18 protein-coding genes, 5 tRNA genes and 1 pseudogene are annotated in these 18,695 nt (G+C 72.4%); 8 read left to right on the forward strand and 16 right to left on the reverse strand.

Annotated elements, in window-relative coordinates:
- Positions 1-11 precede the first annotated feature (11 nt).
- Positions 12-503 carry a DUF3515 domain-containing protein gene (locus AC07D6_RS28485; protein ID WP_315878944.1) on the forward strand — a complete coding sequence of 164 codons (492 nt, stop codon included), beginning with the start codon at positions 12-14 and terminating at the stop codon, positions 501-503.
- A 60-nt stretch (positions 504-563) separates the two neighbouring features.
- On the opposite strand, the gene AC07D6_RS28490 is transcribed toward AC07D6_RS28485, so the two are convergent.
- Genes AC07D6_RS28490 through AC07D6_RS28500 form a run of 3 tightly spaced genes read right to left on the reverse strand, consistent with a single transcriptional unit; the run spans position 564 to position 3,506 of the window.
- A complete protein-coding gene (locus AC07D6_RS28490) occupies positions 564-1,712 on the reverse strand; it encodes a D-alanine--D-alanine ligase family protein (protein ID WP_479049112.1) in 1,149 nt (382 codons plus the stop codon).
- Positions 1,713-1,746: 34 nt separating this feature from the next.
- Positions 1,747-2,757 (reverse strand): NAD(P)H-dependent glycerol-3-phosphate dehydrogenase, encoded by a 1,011-nt coding sequence (locus AC07D6_RS28495; RefSeq protein WP_315878946.1) that lies wholly within the window; start codon positions 2,755-2,757, stop codon positions 1,747-1,749.
- Positions 2,754-3,506, reverse strand: a complete 753-nt coding sequence (locus tag AC07D6_RS28500; RefSeq protein WP_315878947.1) for a lysophospholipid acyltransferase family protein — start codon at positions 3,504-3,506, stop codon at positions 2,754-2,756. Before AC07D6_RS28500 ends, AC07D6_RS28495 begins: the two co-directional genes overlap by 4 nt.
- Before the next feature lie 136 nt (positions 3,507-3,642).
- On the opposite strand from AC07D6_RS28500, the gene cofC reads away from it, so the two are divergent.
- Together cofC and AC07D6_RS28510 are read left to right on the forward strand one after the other, a co-directional pair.
- Positions 3,643-4,335 (forward strand): 2-phospho-L-lactate guanylyltransferase, encoded by a 693-nt coding sequence (gene cofC, locus AC07D6_RS28505; protein WP_479049115.1) that lies wholly within the window; start codon positions 3,643-3,645, stop codon positions 4,333-4,335.
- An 18-nt stretch (positions 4,336-4,353) separates the two neighbouring features.
- Entirely contained in the window at positions 4,354-4,557 is a 204-nt protein-coding gene (locus AC07D6_RS28510) for a hypothetical protein (RefSeq protein ID WP_315878949.1), read from the forward strand.
- A 127-nt stretch (positions 4,558-4,684) separates the two neighbouring features.
- On the opposite strand, the gene AC07D6_RS28515 is transcribed toward AC07D6_RS28510, so the two are convergent.
- From AC07D6_RS28515 to leuC, 4 genes are all read right to left on the reverse strand, one after another.
- Positions 4,685-5,353, reverse strand: a complete 669-nt coding sequence (locus AC07D6_RS28515; RefSeq protein WP_479049117.1) for an HU family DNA-binding protein — start codon at positions 5,351-5,353, stop codon at positions 4,685-4,687.
- Positions 5,354-5,496: 143 nt separating this feature from the next.
- A complete protein-coding gene (locus AC07D6_RS28520) occupies positions 5,497-5,724 on the reverse strand; it encodes an SCO5555 family protein (protein WP_315878951.1) in 228 nt (75 codons plus the stop codon).
- A gap of 337 nt (positions 5,725-6,061) precedes the next feature.
- The gene (leuD, locus tag AC07D6_RS28525; protein WP_479049119.1) at positions 6,062-6,655 is read right to left on the reverse strand and encodes a 3-isopropylmalate dehydratase small subunit; all 594 of its coding nucleotides are present in this window, start codon (positions 6,653-6,655) and stop codon (positions 6,062-6,064) included.
- A gap of 6 nt (positions 6,656-6,661) precedes the next feature.
- Complete coding sequence (gene leuC / locus AC07D6_RS28530) at positions 6,662-8,086, reverse strand: 3-isopropylmalate dehydratase large subunit (RefSeq protein WP_315878953.1); 1,425 nt, start codon at positions 8,084-8,086, stop codon at positions 6,662-6,664.
- 187 nt (positions 8,087-8,273) lie between these two features.
- Between leuC and ndgR the strand changes: the two genes are divergently transcribed.
- Complete coding sequence (gene ndgR, locus AC07D6_RS28535; RefSeq protein ID WP_166021030.1) at positions 8,274-8,990, forward strand: IclR family transcriptional regulator NdgR; 717 nt, start codon at positions 8,274-8,276, stop codon at positions 8,988-8,990.
- A 149-nt stretch (positions 8,991-9,139) separates the two neighbouring features.
- Here ndgR and AC07D6_RS28540 read toward each other — a convergent pair.
- The 9 genes from AC07D6_RS28540 to AC07D6_RS28580 form a co-directional block, all read right to left on the reverse strand.
- A tRNA-Glu gene (locus AC07D6_RS28540) sits at positions 9,140-9,215 on the reverse strand.
- A 22-nt stretch (positions 9,216-9,237) separates the two neighbouring features.
- Positions 9,238-9,309, reverse strand: a tRNA-Gln gene (locus tag AC07D6_RS28545).
- A gap of 18 nt (positions 9,310-9,327) precedes the next feature.
- Positions 9,328-9,403, reverse strand: a tRNA-Glu gene (locus tag AC07D6_RS28550).
- 61 nt (positions 9,404-9,464) lie between these two features.
- Positions 9,465-9,537 (reverse strand) — tRNA-Glu (locus AC07D6_RS28555).
- A gap of 21 nt (positions 9,538-9,558) precedes the next feature.
- Positions 9,559-9,630: transfer RNA gene (locus AC07D6_RS28560), tRNA-Gln, on the reverse strand.
- A gap of 89 nt (positions 9,631-9,719) precedes the next feature.
- The gene (locus tag AC07D6_RS28565; protein WP_315878954.1) at positions 9,720-10,439 is read right to left on the reverse strand and encodes an HAD family hydrolase; all 720 of its coding nucleotides are present in this window, start codon (positions 10,437-10,439) and stop codon (positions 9,720-9,722) included.
- 213 nt (positions 10,440-10,652) lie between these two features.
- Positions 10,653-12,167: a glutamate--tRNA ligase gene (gene gltX / locus AC07D6_RS28570; RefSeq protein ID WP_479049123.1), complete on the reverse strand. Its 1,515-nt coding sequence runs from the start codon at positions 12,165-12,167 to the stop codon at positions 10,653-10,655.
- The gene (locus AC07D6_RS28575; protein ID WP_315878956.1) at positions 12,160-12,948 is read right to left on the reverse strand and encodes a fumarylacetoacetate hydrolase family protein; all 789 of its coding nucleotides are present in this window, start codon (positions 12,946-12,948) and stop codon (positions 12,160-12,162) included. The genes gltX and AC07D6_RS28575 overlap by 8 nt, the downstream gene beginning before the upstream one ends.
- A 123-nt stretch (positions 12,949-13,071) precedes the next feature.
- Entirely contained in the window at positions 13,072-13,254 is a 183-nt protein-coding gene (locus tag AC07D6_RS28580; protein WP_315878957.1) for a hypothetical protein, read from the reverse strand.
- A 590-nt stretch (positions 13,255-13,844) separates the two neighbouring features.
- On the opposite strand from AC07D6_RS28580, the gene AC07D6_RS28585 reads away from it, so the two are divergent.
- From AC07D6_RS28585 to AC07D6_RS28600, 4 genes and pseudogenes are all read left to right on the forward strand, one after another.
- Positions 13,845-17,603: a sensor histidine kinase gene (locus tag AC07D6_RS28585; protein ID WP_479049125.1), complete on the forward strand. Its 3,759-nt coding sequence runs from the start codon at positions 13,845-13,847 to the stop codon at positions 17,601-17,603.
- 5 nt (positions 17,604-17,608) lie between these two features.
- Positions 17,609-18,022, forward strand: coding sequence for a roadblock/LC7 domain-containing protein (locus tag AC07D6_RS28590; RefSeq protein WP_479049132.1), 414 nt, complete (start codon positions 17,609-17,611; stop codon positions 18,020-18,022).
- A 136-nt stretch (positions 18,023-18,158) separates the two neighbouring features.
- Complete coding sequence (locus tag AC07D6_RS28595; protein ID WP_250334579.1) at positions 18,159-18,569, forward strand: DUF742 domain-containing protein; 411 nt, start codon at positions 18,159-18,161, stop codon at positions 18,567-18,569.
- A pseudogene (locus AC07D6_RS28600) lies at positions 18,550-18,695 on the forward strand (ATP-binding protein); the annotation flags it as partial. The gene AC07D6_RS28595 and the pseudogene AC07D6_RS28600, both read left to right, overlap by 20 nt.

Here is an 18,695-nt window from a genome sequence, read left to right on the forward strand (position 1 = left end):
ACGCTGAGCCGGTGAAGTCCTCCCACCGGTTTTCCCGCCTGCCCGCCGCGGCCGGCGCCGTCGCCGCGGCCGTGCTGCTGGCGACGGCCCCGGGCTGCGCCACGACGGACGCGAAGACGCCGGTCCCGGTTCCGAGTCCGGCCGCGGAGGAGGCCGCGTACTGCCGGGCACTGCACCAGGAGCTTCCGGACGCGGTCGCGGGTCTGCGCCGGAGCGCGGCGGAGCCGCGTTCCGAACTGACCGCCGTGTGGGGGGACGGGGCGATCGTACTGCGCTGCGGGGTGCCCCGGCCCGCCAGGATGGACGATCCGCAGGCGGAGGCGATCGAGGCGGACGGCGTCAACTGGCTGCTGGAACAGCGGGAGGGCACCGGGCCGCGCTTCACCACCACCTACCGGAAGGCGTACGTGGAGCTGTCGCTCGACGAGCGGTTCGCGCACGACGCCGGCCCGCTGGCCGCGTTCGCCGGGCCCGTGGGCAGGGCCGTCCCGCCGAGCCTCTGAGGCGGCCCGTGCGGCGGGGTTCCGGGCGCGGTCCGTCCGCGCGGCCCCGCCGCCGGGGGCCTAGCGCAGTCCGGTCGGGCGGCGCAGGGCGGCCTGGACGAGGCGGTCGATCAGCTCGGGGTAGTCGACGCCGCTCGCCTCCCACATCCGCGGGTACATCGAGATCGGGGTGAAGCCCGGCATGGTGTTGATCTCGTTGATGACGAACTCGCCGTCGTCGGTGAGGAAGAAGTCGGCGCGGACCAGTCCCTCGCAGGACGCCGCCTCGAACGCGGCGATCGCGAGCCGCTGCACCTCGGCGGTCTGCTCCGGGGTGATCGGGGCGGGCACGACGCCGGACGCCGAGTCGATGTACTTCGCCTCGAAGTCGTAGAAGTCGTGGTCGCCGACGGGCGGGATCCAGGCGGGGGCGCTGGCGCGCGGGCCGTCCTCGAACTCCAGGACGCCGCACTCGATCTCGCGGCCGGTGAGCAGCGACTCGACGAGGACCTTCGGGTCGTGGCGGCGGGCCTCGGCGAGGGCGGCGTCGAGACCGGACTCGTCGTCGACCTTGGTGATGCCGATGGAGGAGCCGGCGCGGGCGGGCTTCACGAACAGCGGCCAGCCGTGCTCGGCGGCGAAGTCGGTGACCTTCCGGCGGGCGGCTGCGGGGTCCCGGTCCCACTCGCGGGGGCGGACGACCTCGTACGGGCCGACGGGCAGGCCGAAGGAGGTGAAGACGCGCTTCATGTACTCCTTGTCCTGGCCGACGGCGGAGGCGAGGACGCCCGCGCCGACGTAGGGAACCCCGGCGAGCTCCAGGAGGCCCTGGAGGGTGCCGTCCTCGCCGTACGGGCCGTGGAGCACGGGGAAGACGACGTCGACCTCGCCCAGGGCCTTCGGGACGGAGCTGGGCTCCGTGTAGACGACCTCCCGGCTGGTGGGGTCGGCGGAGAGCACGACGCTGCCCTCGCCGGGCTCGGCGAGGTCGTCGACGCTGGGCAGCGCGCGGTCGGCGATGGCCATCCGCTCCGGGGCGTCGGCGGTCAGCGCCCAGCGGCCGTCCGTGGTGATGCCGATGGGCAGCACGTCGTACTTCGTCCGGTCGATGGCGCGCAGGACGGCGCCGGCCGTGACGACGGAGATGGCGTGCTCGGAGCTGCGTCCGCCGAAGACGACGGCCACGCGCGGCTTACGCCCGGGGCTGGTGGGGAGGTTCTCGCTGCTCATATCGCGACGAGCGTACCCGCTCACCGGGGCTCCGTCAGCGCCGCTCGGGCTTGGCGCTCCGGGACATCAGCTCCTTGAGCGCCACCATCGGCGGCTTTCCCTCGTGGACGATGCCGACGACGGTCTCGGTGATCGGCATGTCGACACCGTGCCGGCGGGCGAGGTCGAGGACGGACCGGCAGGACTTGACGCCCTCGGCGGTCTGCCGGGTGACGGCGATCGTCTCCTCCAGCGTCATGCCCTTGCCGAGGTTGAAGCCGAAGGTGTGGTTGCGGGACAGCGACGAGGAGCAGGTCGCGACCAGGTCGCCGAGGCCGGCGAGGCCGGAGAAGGTCAGCGGGTCGGCCCCCATGGCGAGGCCGAGCCGGGTGGTCTCGGCGAGGCCGCGGGTGATGAGGGAGCCCTTGGCGTTGTCGCCGAGGCCCATGCCGTCGGCGATGCCGACGGCGAGGCCGATGACGTTCTTGACGGCGCCGCCCAGTTCGCAGCCGACCACGTCGGTGTTGGTGTAGGGGCGGAAGTACGGGGTGTGGCAGGCGGCCTGGAGCCGCCGGGCGACGGCCTCGTCCCGGCAGGCGACGACGGAGGCGGCCGGCATGCGGGCCACGATCTCCTTGGCGAGGTTGGGGCCGGTGACGACGGCGACGCGGTCGGCGGAGACCCCGGCGACCTCCTGGATCACCTCGCTCATCCGCTCGCAGGTGCCGAGTTCGATGCCCTTCATCAGGGAGACGAGGACGGTGCCGGGGGCGAGCCGCGGCGCCCAGGCGGCGAGGTTGCCGCGGAGGGTCTGGGAGGGGATGGCGAGCACCGTGAAGTCGGCGCCGGCGGCGGCCTCGACGGGGTCGCTGGTGGCGCGGAGGTTCGCGGGCAGCGTGACGTCGGGGAAGTAGTCGGGGTTGGTGCGCGTGGTGTTGATGGCGTCGGCGACCTCGGGGCGGCGGCCCCAGAGGGTGACGTCGCAGCCGGCGTCGGCGAGGACCATGCCGAAGGCCGTACCCCACGAGCCGGTTCCGAAGACGGCGGCCTTGACGGGGCGTGTCACTTGACTCCCTCCCCCGCGGCCCCGCGGCGCTGCTCCAGCCGGGCCCTGCGGTGGTCGTACGGCTCGTCGGGGGCCTTCTCGCCCCGGATGTCCTCCAGGAGCGCGGTGATGGCCTTCATGATCTCCTCGGTGGCCTCGCGGAGCACCTCGTTGGTGGGTTCCACCCCGTGGAACCGGGAGAGGTCGACGGGGGGGCCGGCGACGACGGTCAGCGTCTTGCGCGGGAAGAGGCGGACCTTGTTCTCCTTGGCGTAGGGCGGCATCGCCAGGTTGGCGCCCCACTGGGCGACGGGGATGACGGGCGCCTTGGTGAGGAGGGCGACGCGGGCGGCGCCGGTCTTGCCGGCCATGGGCCACATCTCGGGGTCGCGGGTGAGGGTGCCCTCGGGGTAGAAGGCGACGCACTCGCCCCGCTCGATGGCGGCGACGGCGGCACGGAAGGCGTCCAGGGCGTTGGTCGTCTCGCGGTAGACGGGGATCTGCCCGGTGCCGCGGAGCATCATGCCGACGAAGGAGCCCTTGAAGAGGCCGGCCTTCGCCAGGAAGCGCGGTACGCGTCCGGTGTTGTACTGGAAGTGCGCGTACGACAGCGGGTCGAGATACGAGTTGTGGTTCACGGCCGTGATGAATCCGCCGTCAGCCGGAATGTGCTCCATTCCGCGCCAGTCCCGCTTGAACAGAACCACCAGTGGCGGTTTTGCGATGACCGCCGCCAGGCGGTACCAGAAGCCGATTCTGCGGCGGGACACGCGGACACCTTCCTGTGGTACTCGTCTTGCCGGGGGTCAAGTGTCGCCCCAGGCCCCTGGTCTGTCGAGAACACCGTACGCCCCGCCCTCCGGGCCGGCTCTCCCGGTCGTGACCGGTCGCGCCACAATGGCCGGGATGGAGACGGACGGAGAGCGGGCAGCGGGCGCCGGCGGGCGGGGTCTGGCTGCCACGCCCTGGTCGCTGGTGGTTCCGCTGAAACCCCTTGCCCTGGCGAAGACCAGGCTCGCGGGGGCGGTCGGCCCGCCGGAGCGGCGGCGGCTGGCGCTGGCGTTCGCGCAGGACACGGTGGCGGCGGCGCTGGCCTGCGGGGCGGTGCGGGATGTGGTGGTCGTCACGGACGACCCGGTGGCCGCGTCGCGGCTGGCCGCGCTGGGCGCCGGGGTCGTACCGGACCGGCCGGGGGCGGGGCTCAACGCGGCGCTGGCGTACGGGGCGGAGGCGGTGCGGGCGCGGCGGCCGGGGGCCGCGGTGGCGGCGCTGAACGCGGACCTCCCGGCGCTGCGCCCGGCGGAACTGGGGCGGGTCCTGGCGGTCGCGGGGCGTTTTCCGCGGGCTTTTCTGGCGGATGCCGCAGATATCGGTACGACTTTTCTGTCGGCGGCGCCGAGAATGGAATTGCGTCCGGCTTTCGGGGGCGCCTCGCGGCTGCGGCATTTGTCGTCGGGCGCGGTGGAAATCCGGCTCGGCGGTGTCGTGTCCGTCCGGCGGGACGTGGACACGGAGGCGGACCTGCGGGCGGCGCTGGAGCTGGGCGTGGGGCGGTGCACGGCACGGCTGTGCCGGGCGGGGATCCTCCCGGCGGGGTAGCCGGATAGGCTGCGGTGCATGCAGGCGACCGCGTACACGTACGACCCCGAGACCCGCACCGGCAGCGTGCTGCTCGACGACGGCACCCCGGTGGAGTTCGACGCGGAGGCGTTCGACGCGGGCGGGCTGCGGCTGCTGCGGTCCGGGCAGCGGGTGCGGATCGAGACGGAGGGCGAGGGCGGGGCCCTGCGGATCACGCTGGTGACGCTGCAGACGTTCTGAGACGGCTCCCGGTGGCGCCCCGGGGACACCGCGGGCCGGGCTTCCCCCGAGGGAAGCCCGGCCCCGCGTGTGAGTGGCCCGGCGGGCGGTCGCGTCGCCGGCGGGTGCCCCTTCGCCGTCGCGCCGCTTACTTGTTCCTCGCCGCCGTGGCCTTCTTGGCCGCGGTGGTCTTGCGTGCCGTGGTCTTCTTGGCGGGCGCCTTCTTGGCGGTGGCCTTCTTGGCGGGCGCGGTCTTCTTCGCCGTGGCCTTCTTCGCCGCGGGCGCGGTCGCGGTCTTCGCGGGGGTCGCCTTCTTCGCGGTGGTGGCCTTCTTCGCCGCGGTCGCGGTGGTCTTCTTGGCCGCGGCGGTGGTGGTCTTCTTGGCCGCCGCCGTCGTCTTCCTGGCGGGGGCGGCCTTCTTCGCCGCGGCCTTCTTCGCGGCGGCCTTCTTGGTGGCGGCCTTGGCGATGGTGGGCGGCGCGCCCGAGAGGCTGCCCTTGGGGGCCTTCTTGACGGCGACCTCGCCGCCCTTGGGCAGCTTCTTGGTGCCGCTGACCAGGTCCTTGAAGCCCTGGCCGGCGCGGAAGCGCGGAACGGAGGTCTTCTTGACCCGTACGCGCTCACCGGTCTGCGGGTTGCGGGCGTAGCGGGCCGGACGCTCGACCTTCTCGAACGAGCCGAAGCCGGTGACCGAGACCCGGTCGCCGGCGACCACCGCACGGACGATCGCGTCGAGTACCGCGTCGACGGCGTCGGCGGCCTGCTGCCGGCCGCCCATCTTGTCGGCAATCGCTTCTACGAGCTGCGCCTTGTTCACGTCTTCCCCTTCGGAGACATTGCCGGAACGAAAGTGTTCAAGCGTTTTCGCACGTTAGGCAGATATATACCGCAAATCAAACACGAAACGGGCTAATCACCCTTGTGCCGCAACGCAGTAGCCGTTCGCGGACTTCCGGGCGGTCAGTCCCCTTCAGGGAATCGGCCCTCGTCGAGGTCCTTCAACAACCGGTCGAGACGCCGCGCCGCGTCCGCGAGATCGTGCTTCGCCGCGGCCGTGATGACCAGCAGCTTCCGGGACAGCGCCATCCTTACGCCCTCCGGGACTTGCAGTGCGCGCACTCGGGAGTGCGCTTCTTTCAGCCGGGCTGCGACCGCCTCGTAGAGCTCGAGTTGGCTGTCGCGTTCCATGCGCCGATTGTGCCATCTGGGGCGAGTTGTCGCCTGCGTAGGGGGTAACTGACGTGATCCAGCGGTGTTTCGGGGCATGCCCGGGTGCCTTCCGTGCGGCACTCCCCGTTTGCCCAACCTCCCAGGTCATAAACCGAGTTGGCGTCGATTCGGCGGCCTCGGGAGGGCCGCCGGAGGGGGGTCGACCCAGGGCGCGCGGCGTCAGCCGGATGGCGGCGCGGGCACTCCCCCGGGGTGTCGTGAGGGGCGTTTTCACGCCAGTTGGACACGGGCGTGCCCCCGGCCGCTGGGCGGCCGGGGGCACGGGGTGTCGCACGGGGCCGGGGCCCCGGCGGGGTCAGACCGGGAGGGTGCGCGGCTTGTACGAGGGGCGCTTGGCCTCGTACGCGGCGATGTCCGCCTCGTTCTGGAGGGTGATGCTGATGTCGTCGAGTCCGTTGAGCAGCCGCCAGCGGGCGTTCTCGTCGAGTTCGAAGTCGGCGGTAACGCCTTCGGCGCGGACCTGGCGGGCGACGAGGTCGACGGTGATCTCGGCCTGCGGGTCGGCCTCGATCAGCTCCCACAGGGCGTCGACGGTCTTCTGGTCGAGCACCACCGTGAGCAGGCCGTTCTTCAGCGAGTTGCCGCGGAAGATGTCGGCGAAGCGGGAGGAGAGGACGGTTTTGAAACCGTAGTTCTGCAGGGCCCAGACGGCGTGCTCGCGGGAGGAGCCGGTGCCGAAGTCGGGGCCGGCGACGAGGACGGTGGCACCCTGGCGCTCGGGGCGGTTGAGGATGAACTCGGGGTCTTTGCGCCAGGCCTCGAAGAGGCCGTCCTCGAACCCGTCGCGGGTGACCTTCTTGAGCCAGTGCGCGGGGATGATCTGGTCGGTGTCCACGTTGCTGCGGCGCAGCGGGACGGCGCGGCCGGTGTGCGTGGTGAATGCTTCCATGGTTCTTCAGACCCCCGCGGGAGTGGTGGCGTCGGACAGGTCGGCCGGGGAGGCCAGGTGGCCGAGGACCGCGGTGGCGGCGGCGACCTGCGGCGAGACGAGGTGGGTGCGGCCGCCCTTGCCCTGCCGCCCCTCGAAGTTGCGGTTGGAGGTGGACGCGGAGCGCTCGCCGGGGGCGAGTTGGTCGGGGTTCATGCCCAGGCACATGGAGCAGCCGGCGTGCCGCCATTCGGCGCCGGCCTCCTTGAAGACCTTGTCCAGTCCCTCGTCGACGGCCTGGAGGCCGACGCGGGCGGAGCCGGGGACGACCAGCATCCTTACGCCGTCGGCGATTTTGCGGCCTTCGAGGACGGCGGCGGCGGCGCGCAGGTCCTCGATGCGGCCGTTGGTGCAGGAGCCGACGAAGACGGTGTCGACCTTGATGTCGCGCAGGGGCTGTCCGGCGGTGAGGCCCATGTACTCCAGGGCCTTCTCGGCGGCGAGCCGCTCCGAAGCGTCTTCGTACGAAGCGGGGTCGGGGACGGACGCCGAAAGGGGTGCGCCCTGGCCGGGGTTGGTGCCCCAGGTGACGAACGGGGACAGCTCGGCGGCGTCGATGACGACCTCGGCGTCGAAGACGGCGTCGTCGTCGGTGCGCAGGGTCTTCCAGTACGCGACGGCGGCGTCCCAGTCGGCGCCCTCGGGGGCGTGCGCGCGGCCCTTGAGGTACGCGAAGGTGGTCTCGTCGGGGGCGATCATGCCCGCGCGGGCGCCGGCCTCGATGGACATGTTGCAGATGGTCATCCGGGCCTCCATCGAGAGCTTCTCGATGGCGGAGCCGCGGTACTCCAGGACGTAGCCCTGGCCGCCGCCGGTGCCGATCTTCGCGATGATCGCCAGGATGAGGTCCTTGGCGGTGACGCCGTCGGGCAGCTCGCCGTCGATGGTGATGGCCATGGTCTTGGGACGGGCCATGGGCAGCGTCTGCGTGGCCAGGACGTGCTCGACCTGGGAGGTGCCGATGCCGAAGGCGAGCGCGCCGAAGGCACCGTGCGTGGAGGTGTGGGAGTCGCCGCAGACCACGGTCGTGCCGGGCTGGGTCAGGCCCAGCTGGGGGCCGACGACGTGGACGACGCCCTGCTCGACGTCGCCGAGCGGGTGGAGGCGCACGCCGAACTCCGCGCAGTTCTTGCGCAGGGTCTCCAACTGGGCGCGGGAGACGGGATCGGCGATGGGCTTGTCGATGTCGAGGGTCGGGGTGTTGTGGTCCTCGGTGGCGATGGTCAGGTCGAGCCGCCGCACCTGTCGGCCGCTCTTGCGGAGGCCGTCGAAGGCCTGGGGGCTGGTCACCTCGTGCAGCAGGTGCAGATCGATGAAGAGGAGGTCGGGCTCGCCCTCGGCGCGCCGGACGACGTGGTCGTCCCAGACCTTCTCCGCGAGTGTCCTACCCATCGCTTTCCCTCCGGCCGGCGGGTGAGCCGGCGATCTAGAGACATCTGCGCCGGCGCCCGGGTCTCCCCGTGATTCCACGTTGTGGACGGCGGCAGCGGACCGTGGATCCCGGGCCGCCCCTCCAGGTTGGCAAGATCCCGGGAAAATTGAACTTGCGTTTCACAGAGTGAGACGCGAGTATCGTTGCATGGACAACTCTAGCGGCGTCGGCGTTCTCGACAAGGCAGCTCTGGTTCTGAGCGCTCTGGAGTCCGGTCCGGCCACCCTCGCCGGGCTGGTCGCGGCGACCGGGCTCGCACGGCCCACGGCCCACCGTCTGGCCGTGGCACTGGAACACCACCGGATGGTGGCGAGGGACATGCAGGGACGATTCATCCTGGGCCCGCGGCTGGCCGAGCTGGCCGCCGCGGCCGGTGAGGACCGTCTGCTGGCCACGGCGGGCCCGGTGCTCACGCACCTGCGCGACGTGACGGGCGAGAGCGCGCAGCTCTACCGGCGCCAGGGCGACATGCGCATCTGCGTGGCGGCGGCGGAGCGGCTGTCGGGCCTGCGGGACACGGTCCCCGTGGGCTCGACGCTCACGATGAAGGCCGGCTCGTCGGCGCAGATCCTCATGGCCTGGGAGGAGCCCGAGCGGCTGCACCGGGGCCTGCAGGGCGCCCGCTTCACGGCGACGGCCCTGTCGGGCGTACGGCGCCGCGGCTGGGCCCAGTCGATCGGCGAGCGGGAGCCGGGGGTCGCGTCCGTCTCGGCGCCCGTGCGGGGCCCGTCGAACCGGGTGGTGGCCGCGGTGTCCGTGTCGGGTCCGATCGAGCGCCTGACCCGCCACCCGGGCCGGATGCACGCCCAGGCCGTCATCGACGCGGCCTCCCGCTTGTCCGAGGCGCTGCGCCGCGCGGGCTGAGCACCCGCTCGTACCTGTCCATGATCCTTCTGACATCCCCGGCTCACCGCTTCAACGCCGCAGCGGTGGGCCGGAGTTGTGTGTGGTGCTGGTCGTTTCGCGTCGGCAACGCGAGGAAGCCCTCCCCTGCTGGGGAGGGCTTCCTCGTGTGGTACCCCCGACCGGATTCGAACCGGCGCTACCGCCTTGAGAGGGCGGCGTGCTAGGCCGCTACACAACGGGGGCGTGGATCACTCGCGTGAACCCGCTGGCCTACCTGGACTCGAACCAAGACTAACTGAACCAGAATCAGTCGTGCTGCCAATTACACCATAGGCCACTGGTGGTTTAGACCAGTTGGTACCCCCGACCGGATTCGAACCGGCGCTACCGCCTTGAGAGGGCGGCGTGCTAGGCCGCTACACAACGGGGGCCCTAGCGATCCTGCATCGCGATCATCGGGTGCGACCCTGATGATCCCGCGGGAAGGATCTGTACCCCCGACCGGATTCGAACCGGCGCTACTGCCTTGAGAGGGCAGCGTGCTAGGCCGCTACACAACGGGGGCTTTGCAGATGAGCTCTGCGAGCTGGCCTACCTGGACTCGAACCAAGACTAACTGAACCAGAATCAGTCGTGCTGCCAATTACACCATAGGCCACCGGAACGCAACCCCCGAGGGAGATCTTGTTCGGCTCGCGCTCCGGGCTTCCGGCCTTTCGGCCCGCTTCCCTCGGCGCAGGAAGAACATTACCCGAAGGTGTCCGGCGCTCCAAAACGGGTATCGCCGCGGAGCAGCGCGGGGAGCTGGTGGAGGTCCGTGATCCGGGCCAGCTCGGGGCGTCCGCCGAGGCCCGAGCGGTCCAGCCAGACCCCGAGGAGGCCCGCCTCGGCGGCGCCCCGGGCGTCGATGTCGGGCTGGTCCCCCACGTACGCGACCTCGCCGGGGGCCAGGCCGAGCCTGTCGCACGCGGCGTGGAAGGCGGCGGCGTCGGGCTTGGACACGCCGATGTCGGCGGCGCAGAGCACCGCCTCGAACCGATCCCGCACGCCGAGGACGCGGAGCTTGCGGTCCTGGTTGAGGAGGGAGGAGTTCGACAGGACGGCGTGCCGGTACTCGGCGGCGAGGACGTCCAGCACGGGGACGGTGTCCGGGAACAGCTCCCAGGCGGCCTCGTAGTGCGCCAGGTACCGCTCGAACCAGGCGTCCGCCTCGTCGTCGCCCAGCGGGGCGCCGAGGAACGTGCGGACCCGGTCCCGCCGCTGCTCCTCCCAGGACGTCTCTCCGGCGGCGAACCGCGCCCAGTGCAGCACGGTCGCCTCCCGCCACCGCCGCAGGGCCTCCTCGGTGCCGCCGAACACCCCGTCCAACCCCTCGTCCCGCAGGTGCCGGCGCATCCCGGCCCGGTCGGCGGTGGCGTAGTCGAAGATCGTGTCGTCGATGTCCCAGAGGACCGCGCGGATCGCCATACGGCGACGGTACCGCCGGAAGGGGGCCCGGCCGGGGGCCAGGGGTCACCTCCCGGAAGACGCCGTGCCGGCGCCCCCAGGACCGCGCGGATCGCCGCACGGCGGCGGTACCGCCGGAGAGGGGGCCCGGCCGGGGGCGCGTGCCGGGGCCGGGAAAGGCCGTGGGGGCGGCGGCCGTCGTGGCCGCCGCCCCCACGGAGCGTGTCCGATCGCCTACGAGGCGAGCTTCGCCAGGGCCGCGTCGATGCGGGCCAGGGTCTTCTCCCTGCCGAGGACCTCCAGGGACTCGAAGAGGGGCAGGCCGACCGTGCGGCCGGTGACGGCGACGCGGACCGGGGCCTGGGCCTTGCCGAGCTTCAGGCCGTGCTCCTCGCCCGCCTTCAGGACGGCGTCCTTCAGGGACTCGGGGCTCGTCCAGTCCGCGGCCTCCAGCTCGGCGCGGGCCGTGGTGAGCAGGGCCGCCGGGTCGCCCTTCATCGCCTTCTGCCAGGACGCCTCGTCCTCGACCGGCTCCTTCAGGAAGAGGAAGTCGACGTTCTGGGTGATCTCGGAGAGGACCGTCAGGCGCGTCTGGGCGTGCGGGGCGATCCGCTCCCACGCCTCGCGGTCGAAGTCCTCGGGCGCCCAGGGGGCGTGCGGGGCCCGGAGCCAGGGCTCGCAGGCGGCGATGAACGCCTGGACGTCCAGCATGCGGATGTGGTCGGCGTTGATCGCCTCGGCCTTCTTCAGGTCGAAGCGCGCCGGGTTGGCGTTGACGTCCGCGACGTCGAACTTCTCGATCATCTGCGGGATCGTGAAGACGTCCTGGTCCGCGGAGAAGGACCAGCCGAGGAGCGACAGGTAGTTCAGCAGGCCCTCGGGGAGGAAGCCGCGCTCCCGGTACAGGTTCAGGGAGGACTGCGGGTCGCGCTTGGACAGCTTCTTGTTGCCCTCGCCCATGACGTACGGCAGGTGGCCGAACTCCGGGACGGACTTCGCGACGCCCAGGTCGATCAGCGCCTTGTACAGGGCGATCTGGCGCGGGGTGGAGGACAGCAGGTCCTCGCCGCGCAGCACGTGCGTGATCTCCATCAACGCGTCGTCGACCGGGTTGACCAGCGTGTACAGCGGGGCGCCGTTGGCGCGGACGATGCCGTAGTCCGGGACGTTGTCCGGGGTGAAGGTCAGCTCGCCGCGGACCAGGTCGCGGAAGGTGATCGGCTCGTCCGGCATGCGGAAGCGGACGATCGCGGCGCGGCCCTCCGCCTCGTACGCGGAGACCTGCTCGGCGGTGAGGTCGCGGCAGTGGCCGTCGTACCCGGAGGGCTTGCCGGCGGCGCGGGCGGCCTCGCGGCGCTCGTCCAGCTCCTCGGCGGTGCAGTAGCAGCGGTACGCGTAGCCGCCCTCGAGGAGCCGGTCGGCGACGTCCCGGTAGATGTCCGTGCGCTGCGACTGGCGGTACGGCGCGTGGGGGCCGCCGACCTCGGGGCCCTCGTCCCAGTCGAGGCCGAGCCAGCGCATGGCGTCGAGGAGCTGCTGGTAGGACTCCTCCGAGTCGCGGGCCGCGTCGGTGTCCTCGATGCGGAAGACCATGGTGCCGCCGTGGTGCCGGGCGAAGGCCCAGTTGAACAGGGCGGTGCGGACCAGGCCCACGTGGGGGTTGCCGGTCGGCGAGGGACAGAAACGTACGCGGGGGGGTACCCCCTGCTCCAGCGGAGCCGAGAGCTTGGGGGAGTTCGCGTTAGCCACGCTTGATCACCTTGTTGGTGAGAGTGCCGATGCCTTCGATGGTGACGGCGACCTCGTCGCCGACGTTGAGGGGGCCGACCCCGGCGGGGGTGCCGGTGAGGATGACGTCACCGGGGAGCAGCGTCATGGCCTCGGTGATGTGGACGACCAGGTCCTCGATGGAGCGGATCATCTCGCTCGTACGACCGAGCTGGCGCTGCGCGCCGTTGACCGTGCACTGGATGGCCAGGTCGCTCGGGTCGAGGTCGGTCTCCACCCAGGGGCCCAGCGGGCAGGAGGTGTCGAAGCCCTTGGCGCGGGCCCACTGCTTCTCGCGCTTCTGGGCGTCGCGGGCGGTGACGTCGTTGGCGCAGGTGTAGCCGAAGACGACGTCCTTGACGCGCTCGCGCGGGACCTCGCGGCACATGCGGCCGATGACGACGGCGAGCTCGGCCTCGTGGTGCAGTTCGTTCGAGAAGGAGGGGTACTCGATGGCGTCGCCGGAGCCGATCACCGAGGTGGTGGGCTTGAAGAAGGCGACGGGTACCTCCGGGACCTCGTTGCCGAGCTCCGCGGCGTGCTCCGCGTAGTTGCGGCCGATGGCCACGACCTTGTTGGGGAGCACCGGCGGCAGGAGCCTGACCTTGCTCAGCGGGACCTTCGTACCGCTGAGTTCGAAGTCGGTGTACGGAATGCCCTTGATGATGTCGAGGACGAGGTCACCCTCTGCGCCGGGGGCGCTCCCACCCTCGACCGCGCCGAAGGCGACATTGCCGTCGATGGAGAATCTGGCGATGCGCACGGATGCGTGTGCCCCTCACTGAGCTGGCTGGAGTCTGACGCTCCAGGCTAACGCGGGAGGGGCGGGGGACCTGCCGTACGGTGGTGCGCGCTCCCCGCTCGCGGGCCGCGCGCACCGGCGGCGTCAGCGCTCCGCGGGGGCCGGGGCCTCCATCAGGACCGTGCGGCGCGGGTTGGCGGTGACGGAGGGCAGCCCGGTCGCCTGCTCCGGCAGGGCGCCGCGCTCCAGCCCGGCCGCGTCCCCCAGGTGGGCGAGGGTGGTACGGCGGGGGTTGGCGGTGCTGCGGATCGTCATCGTCGTCTTCACGGTGGCTTCAGACCTCGTCGCTCGGCGTTGCTCGGCTCGGGTGGACGCGGGGCGCCCTTGACGGGCGGCCCGTCCTCGGTAACGCGTCAGGCTAAACATCGTGTTCCCCGCCAATACCGCGAAGAGGCCGCCGTTGGCATGTGAGTTTGCTCACCACCGACCATGCAAGTCGGACATTCCGGATGATCGACCGGGGTGACGAAAAGGGACATCACGCCACTGAACGCTTTATTCCGCCGCTGATCATCTCGACTGGGGCACCCTCCACGCGTAAGCGACTCGTTCGAGAAAGTCCGTTTCCTCCCTGATAGCTTTCTACTGCATGTGAGTGAGTCATCACATCTGGTGACCCCGTTCGCGGGGCCGGCCACCGCCCTTGTTGGAGATCCGGCACTGTGCTGGAATTCCACGCACCGCCGCGATGGAGACCGGCGAGCTGGGGCGCAAAGGCAGCGCCGAGCGGCGGTGGGGAAGGGGGATTCCGCGCCGGTCACCGACGACCACCGAGGGGCGCACTCGCGCTCCCACGACGCCGACACCGTCCTGTCCGTTCGCGCGGAGGGACGCCTGGTCCAGAGGTTGCGACGCTAGTGCAGGGACGTTTCAAGAGGGATGGCAGCGCTGCGGCGGAACAGGAGCCGCGCGGCGGGACCGACCGCGGCTCCTCGCCCCAGCACACCCACGACCCGGGACCGGCGGTCGCCGGGAACGGCGGCGGCCGCTCCGGCCGCGCGGCAGGCGCGGCGGCCGGGGCCGAGGCGGCAGGTGCGGCGGGCGGCGGCAAGGGCGGGAAGCCCGGGCGGCGCGACAAGGCGGGCAGGTCGGCCAAGCCGGGGAAGGAACCGAAGGCCGCGGCGCCGGGCGACACCGGCTCGCGAATAGCCCTGCGCAACTGGCGCATCAGCACCCGGCTCGTCTCCCTCCTGGCCCTGCCCGTGGTCGCCGCGACCTCGCTGGGCGGACTCCGCATCCAGGAGTCGATGGAGAACATGGAGCAGCTGGACCACATGCAGCTGCTCACCAAGCTCACCCGCGAGGCGCACCACCTCGCGCAGGCGCTCCAGGAGGAGCGCGACCTGTCGGCGGGCCCGAAGGCCAACGGCTACGCTGACGACAACCTGACGATCAAGACGCCGCGCGACAAGACCGACGCGGCGCAGCGGGCGTTCCTGAACGCCACCGACGAGATCGGCGACACCCAGGAGGACGAGGCGCTGGCGAGCATCCGCGCCAACGTCACCCAGATCGCCAACCAGGTCGTCACGCTCGGCACGATCCGCAAGGACGCCTACGCCAAGAACCAGATGTCCTCCGCGACGGTCGGCAAGTACAACCGGCTCATCGAGTCGCTGCTCACCCTGTCGCAGGACATGGCGCAGGCCACCAGCAACCCCGAGATGATCAAGCGCACCCGCGCGCTGGCGGCGTTCTCGTCCGCCAAGGAGTACGCCTCCATGCAGCGGGCGATCATCGCCGCCGCCCTGCCCAAGACGACGAAGAACAAGGCGAAGCTCAACGAGAACGACCGGCAGTACGCCGAGGACGCCCGCGTCAACGAGAACGCGGCCCTCAAGTCGTTCCGCTCGATCTACGAGTCGGCCGGCGGGGACGCCACCGACCTGCTCGGCCCGCTGAACTCGGGCAACCCCTCGATCCAGGCCGCCGACCAGTACGCGGACCGCGTGCTGCGCGAGCCGAACGGGCTCGAGCGGGCCGAGACCCGTACGTTCCTCGACTGGACCGACGAGGCCGAGACCAAGCTGCGCGCCATGGAGACCATCGAGGCCACGCTGCTGGGCGAGATGGAGAGCAAGGCCCGTGAGCTGCGCCAGGAGGCGCAGCGCGACGCGATCGTCAACGGCGCCCTGATCATCCTGGTCCTCGGCGTCTCGCTGATCGGCGCCTTCGTGGTGGCCCGCTCCATGATCACGTCGCTGCGGCGGCTCCAGGACACCGCCACCAGGGTCGCCCAGGAGCGGCTGCCCCAGCTGGTCAAGCAGCTCTCCGAGGCCGACCCGCAGGACGTCGACACGTCCGTGGAGTCCGTCGGCGTGCACTCGCGCGACGAGATCGGCAAGGTGGCCGCGGCCTTCGACGACGTGCACCGCGAGGCGGTCCGCCTCGCCGCCGAGCAGGCCCTGCTGCGGGGCAACGTCAACGCGATGTTCACCAACCTCTCGCGCCGCTCCCAGGGCCTGATCCAGCGTCAGCTTTCGCTCATCTCCGAACTGGAGTCCCGCGAGGCCGACCCGGACCAGCTCTCCTCGCTGTTCAAGCTCGACCACCTCGCCACCCGCATGCGCCGCAACGGCGAGAACCTCCTCGTCCTCGCCGGCGAGGAGCCCGGCCGCCGGTGGACGCGGCCCGTGCCCCTCGTCGACGTGCTCCGCGCCGCCGCGTCCGAGGTGGAGCAGTACGAGCGCATCGAGCTCGCGTCCGTGCCGGCCACCGAGGTCGCCGGCCGCGTCGTCAACGACCTCGTGCACCTGCTGGCCGAGCTGCTGGAGAACGCCACGTCGTTCTCCTCGCCGCAGACCAAGGTGCGCGTCACCGGCCACGCGCTGCCCGACGGGCGCGTGCTGGTCGAGATCCACGACACCGGCATCGGCCTCTCCCCCGAGGACCTCGCCGCGATCAACGAGCGGCTCGCCTCGCCGCCCACCGTGGACGTCTCCGTCTCCCGCCGCATGGGTCTGTTCGTGGTCGGCCGCCTGTCGCTGCGGCACGGCATCCGGATCCAGCTGCGCCCCTCCGACTCCGGTGGTACGACCGCGCTGGTCATGCTGCCCGTGGACGTCACGCAGGGCGGCAAGAAGCCCGGTGGCCCCGGTGGTCCGGGCGGGCTGCCGCAGGGCGGCTCCGGCCAGGGCGGCCGGACCCCCGGCGGCCAGGGCGGGATGCCCGGCGGCGGACGGCCCGGTCCGGGCGGTCCCGGTCTGGGCGGTCCCGGCCAGGGCGGCGCGCCGCAGAACCGGCTCGCCGCCGGCCTCGCCGGTGCGCGCGGCCAGGTCGGCGCCGCCGGCGGCGCCCGCGCCGCGCTGCCGGGCCGCGACGACCAGGGCGGGCGCCCGGGCGGCGCGCAGGGCGGTGCGCCGCAGGGCGGCGGGCTGTTCGGCGGGCCCCAGGGCGGGCAGCCCGGCCGGGACGGCCGCGGCCAGGGTGCCGGGTTCCCCGGTGCGTACGGGGACCAGGGCGGCCAGGCGCCGCAGGGCGGTCCGGCCCGGGGCGGTCCCGCTCAGGGCGGCGCGCCGCAGGGCGGCCCCGCCGCGCAGGACGGCATCCCGTCCCGCTCCGACGTGTGGCAGGGCGGCCAGGCCGGGCAGGCCCCGCAGGGCGGCCAGGGGCAGCAGCGCCAGCAGCAGCTCCCGCCCTCCGGCGGCCCGCGCGCCGAACTCCCCGGCGGCCCGCAGCGCTCCGCGCGGCCCCAGCCCGGCGGCTGGGCCGGCGACCAGGGTGTCCCGCGCTCCCCGCTGGACGTGCCGCGCGGCCACGAGGAGCACGAGGCGACCGGCCGGTTCGCGCGCCCGGCGGCGGACCACCAGGGCCCGGGCTCCACGGCCGAGTTCCCCCGCCCCGACTTCGACGGGCCGCGCCCGGACCCGGGCGTCCCGCAGGGCGGCCGGGAACCGCAGGACCCGGCGGCCACCGCGGCGATCCCGCGCCCGGACTTCGGCACCCCGCGCCCGGACTTCGACGCCCCGCGCCAGCCGGTCGGCAGCCTGCCGCCCGCCGGCGCCGGCGACGGCCGCACGCCGCTGTACGACACGCTGGAGACCAACTGGTTCCACGGCCAGCAGGAGGGCCGGAACGGCGCCCCGCAGGGCCCGGCGCAGGACCAGGGTCAGGGTCAGGGCGGACGGCACCAGGGCCGCCCGGCCGGCGAGTCCTACCCGGCGCACGACCAGACGATGCCCACTCCGGTCGTACCGCAGCCGCAGCAGCCCGCGTACGGCCGCCCGGCCCCGGCGGTGCCGCAGCGCGCCGGCCAAGCGCCGGGCCAGGGCCAGGGACCGGCCGGCCAGGGCCAGGGCCGCGAGGCCGCGTCGACGGGCTGGCGTGCGACGCCCAACGACGAACTGGTCCGCCAGGCCGAGCGCGTGCGCAAGCCCGCGGCCGGCGGCGTCACGACCTCCGGCCTCCCCCGCCGGGTGCCGCGCGCCAACCTGGTGCCGGGCACGGCGCAGGAGCAGCCGCTCCAGTCCGGTCCGCAGGTCTCCCGGGCGCCCGACGACGTGCGGGGCCGTCTGACGAACCTGCGGCGCGGCATCCAGCAGGGACGTCAGGCCGGGTCCGGCAACACCGGCAGCTTCCATGTCGGCCCCACTCACCAGCAGGAGCGTGAGTTTTGAGCGCGATGAGCCAGGCGGCGCAGAATCTGAACTGGTTGATCACCAGCTTCGTGGACAACACCCCCGGGGTGTCGCACACGGTGGTGGTCTCCGCCGACGGACTCCTGCTGGCGATGTCCGAGGGTTTCCCGCGTGACCGTGCCGACCAGTTGGCCGCCGTCGCCTCCGGCCTGACCTCGCTGACCGCGGGCGCGTCCCGCATCTTCGAGGGCGGGCCGGTCAACCAGACCGTGGTGGAGATGGAGCGCGGCTTCCTCTTCATCATGTCCATCTCGGACGGCTCGTCCCTCGCCGTCCTCGCCCACCCCGAATGCGACATCGGCCTCGTCGGCTACGAGATGGCGCTGCTGGTCGACCGGGCCGGCGGCGTCCTCACCCCGGATCTCCGCGCGGAGCTCCAGGGCAGCCTGCTCCACTAACCCCGGCCAGGCGGGTACGCCCCTCCGTACCCGCCTGTCGCCTTTGTGTCATCTACACCGTCGGCCGCCCCACCCGGCCCCCCACCGGCCCAGTCAGACGGCACGCAGACCACCTGCTGTCACGACCGGAGGATTCATGACCCCGCCCCCCGCCTCTCACGATCCGTACGGCGCGTCGTTCGACGACGCCTCGTACGGGCATGAAGGCGATCAGCCGCTGGTCCGCCCCTATGCGATGACCGGCGGCCGGACGCGACCCCGGTACCAGCTCGCCATAGAGGCGCTGGTGTCCACCACGGCCGATCCGGCGCACCTCGCCGGGCTGCTCCCCGAGCACCAGCGGATCTGCCACCTCTGCCGTGAGGTGAAGTCCGTGGCCGAGGTGTCGGCGCTGCTGTCGATGCCGCTCGGGGTGGCCCGGATCCTCGTCGCCGATCTGGCCGAGGCGGGCATGGTGGCGATCCACCAGCCAGGAAACGGAGAGGCCGGCGGCACGCCGGATGTGACGCTGCTCGAAAGGGTGCTCAGTGGACTTCGGAAGCTCTAGCGGCGGTGCGGCCGCCGGAGGACGGTCGACGACCAGCGCGAAGATCGTGGTGGCGGGCGGCTTCGGCGTGGGCAAGACCACGTTCGTCGGCGCCGTCTCGGAGATCAACCCGCTGCGTACCGAGGC

Source organism: Streptomyces sp. NPDC045287 (genome assembly GCF_056432325.1).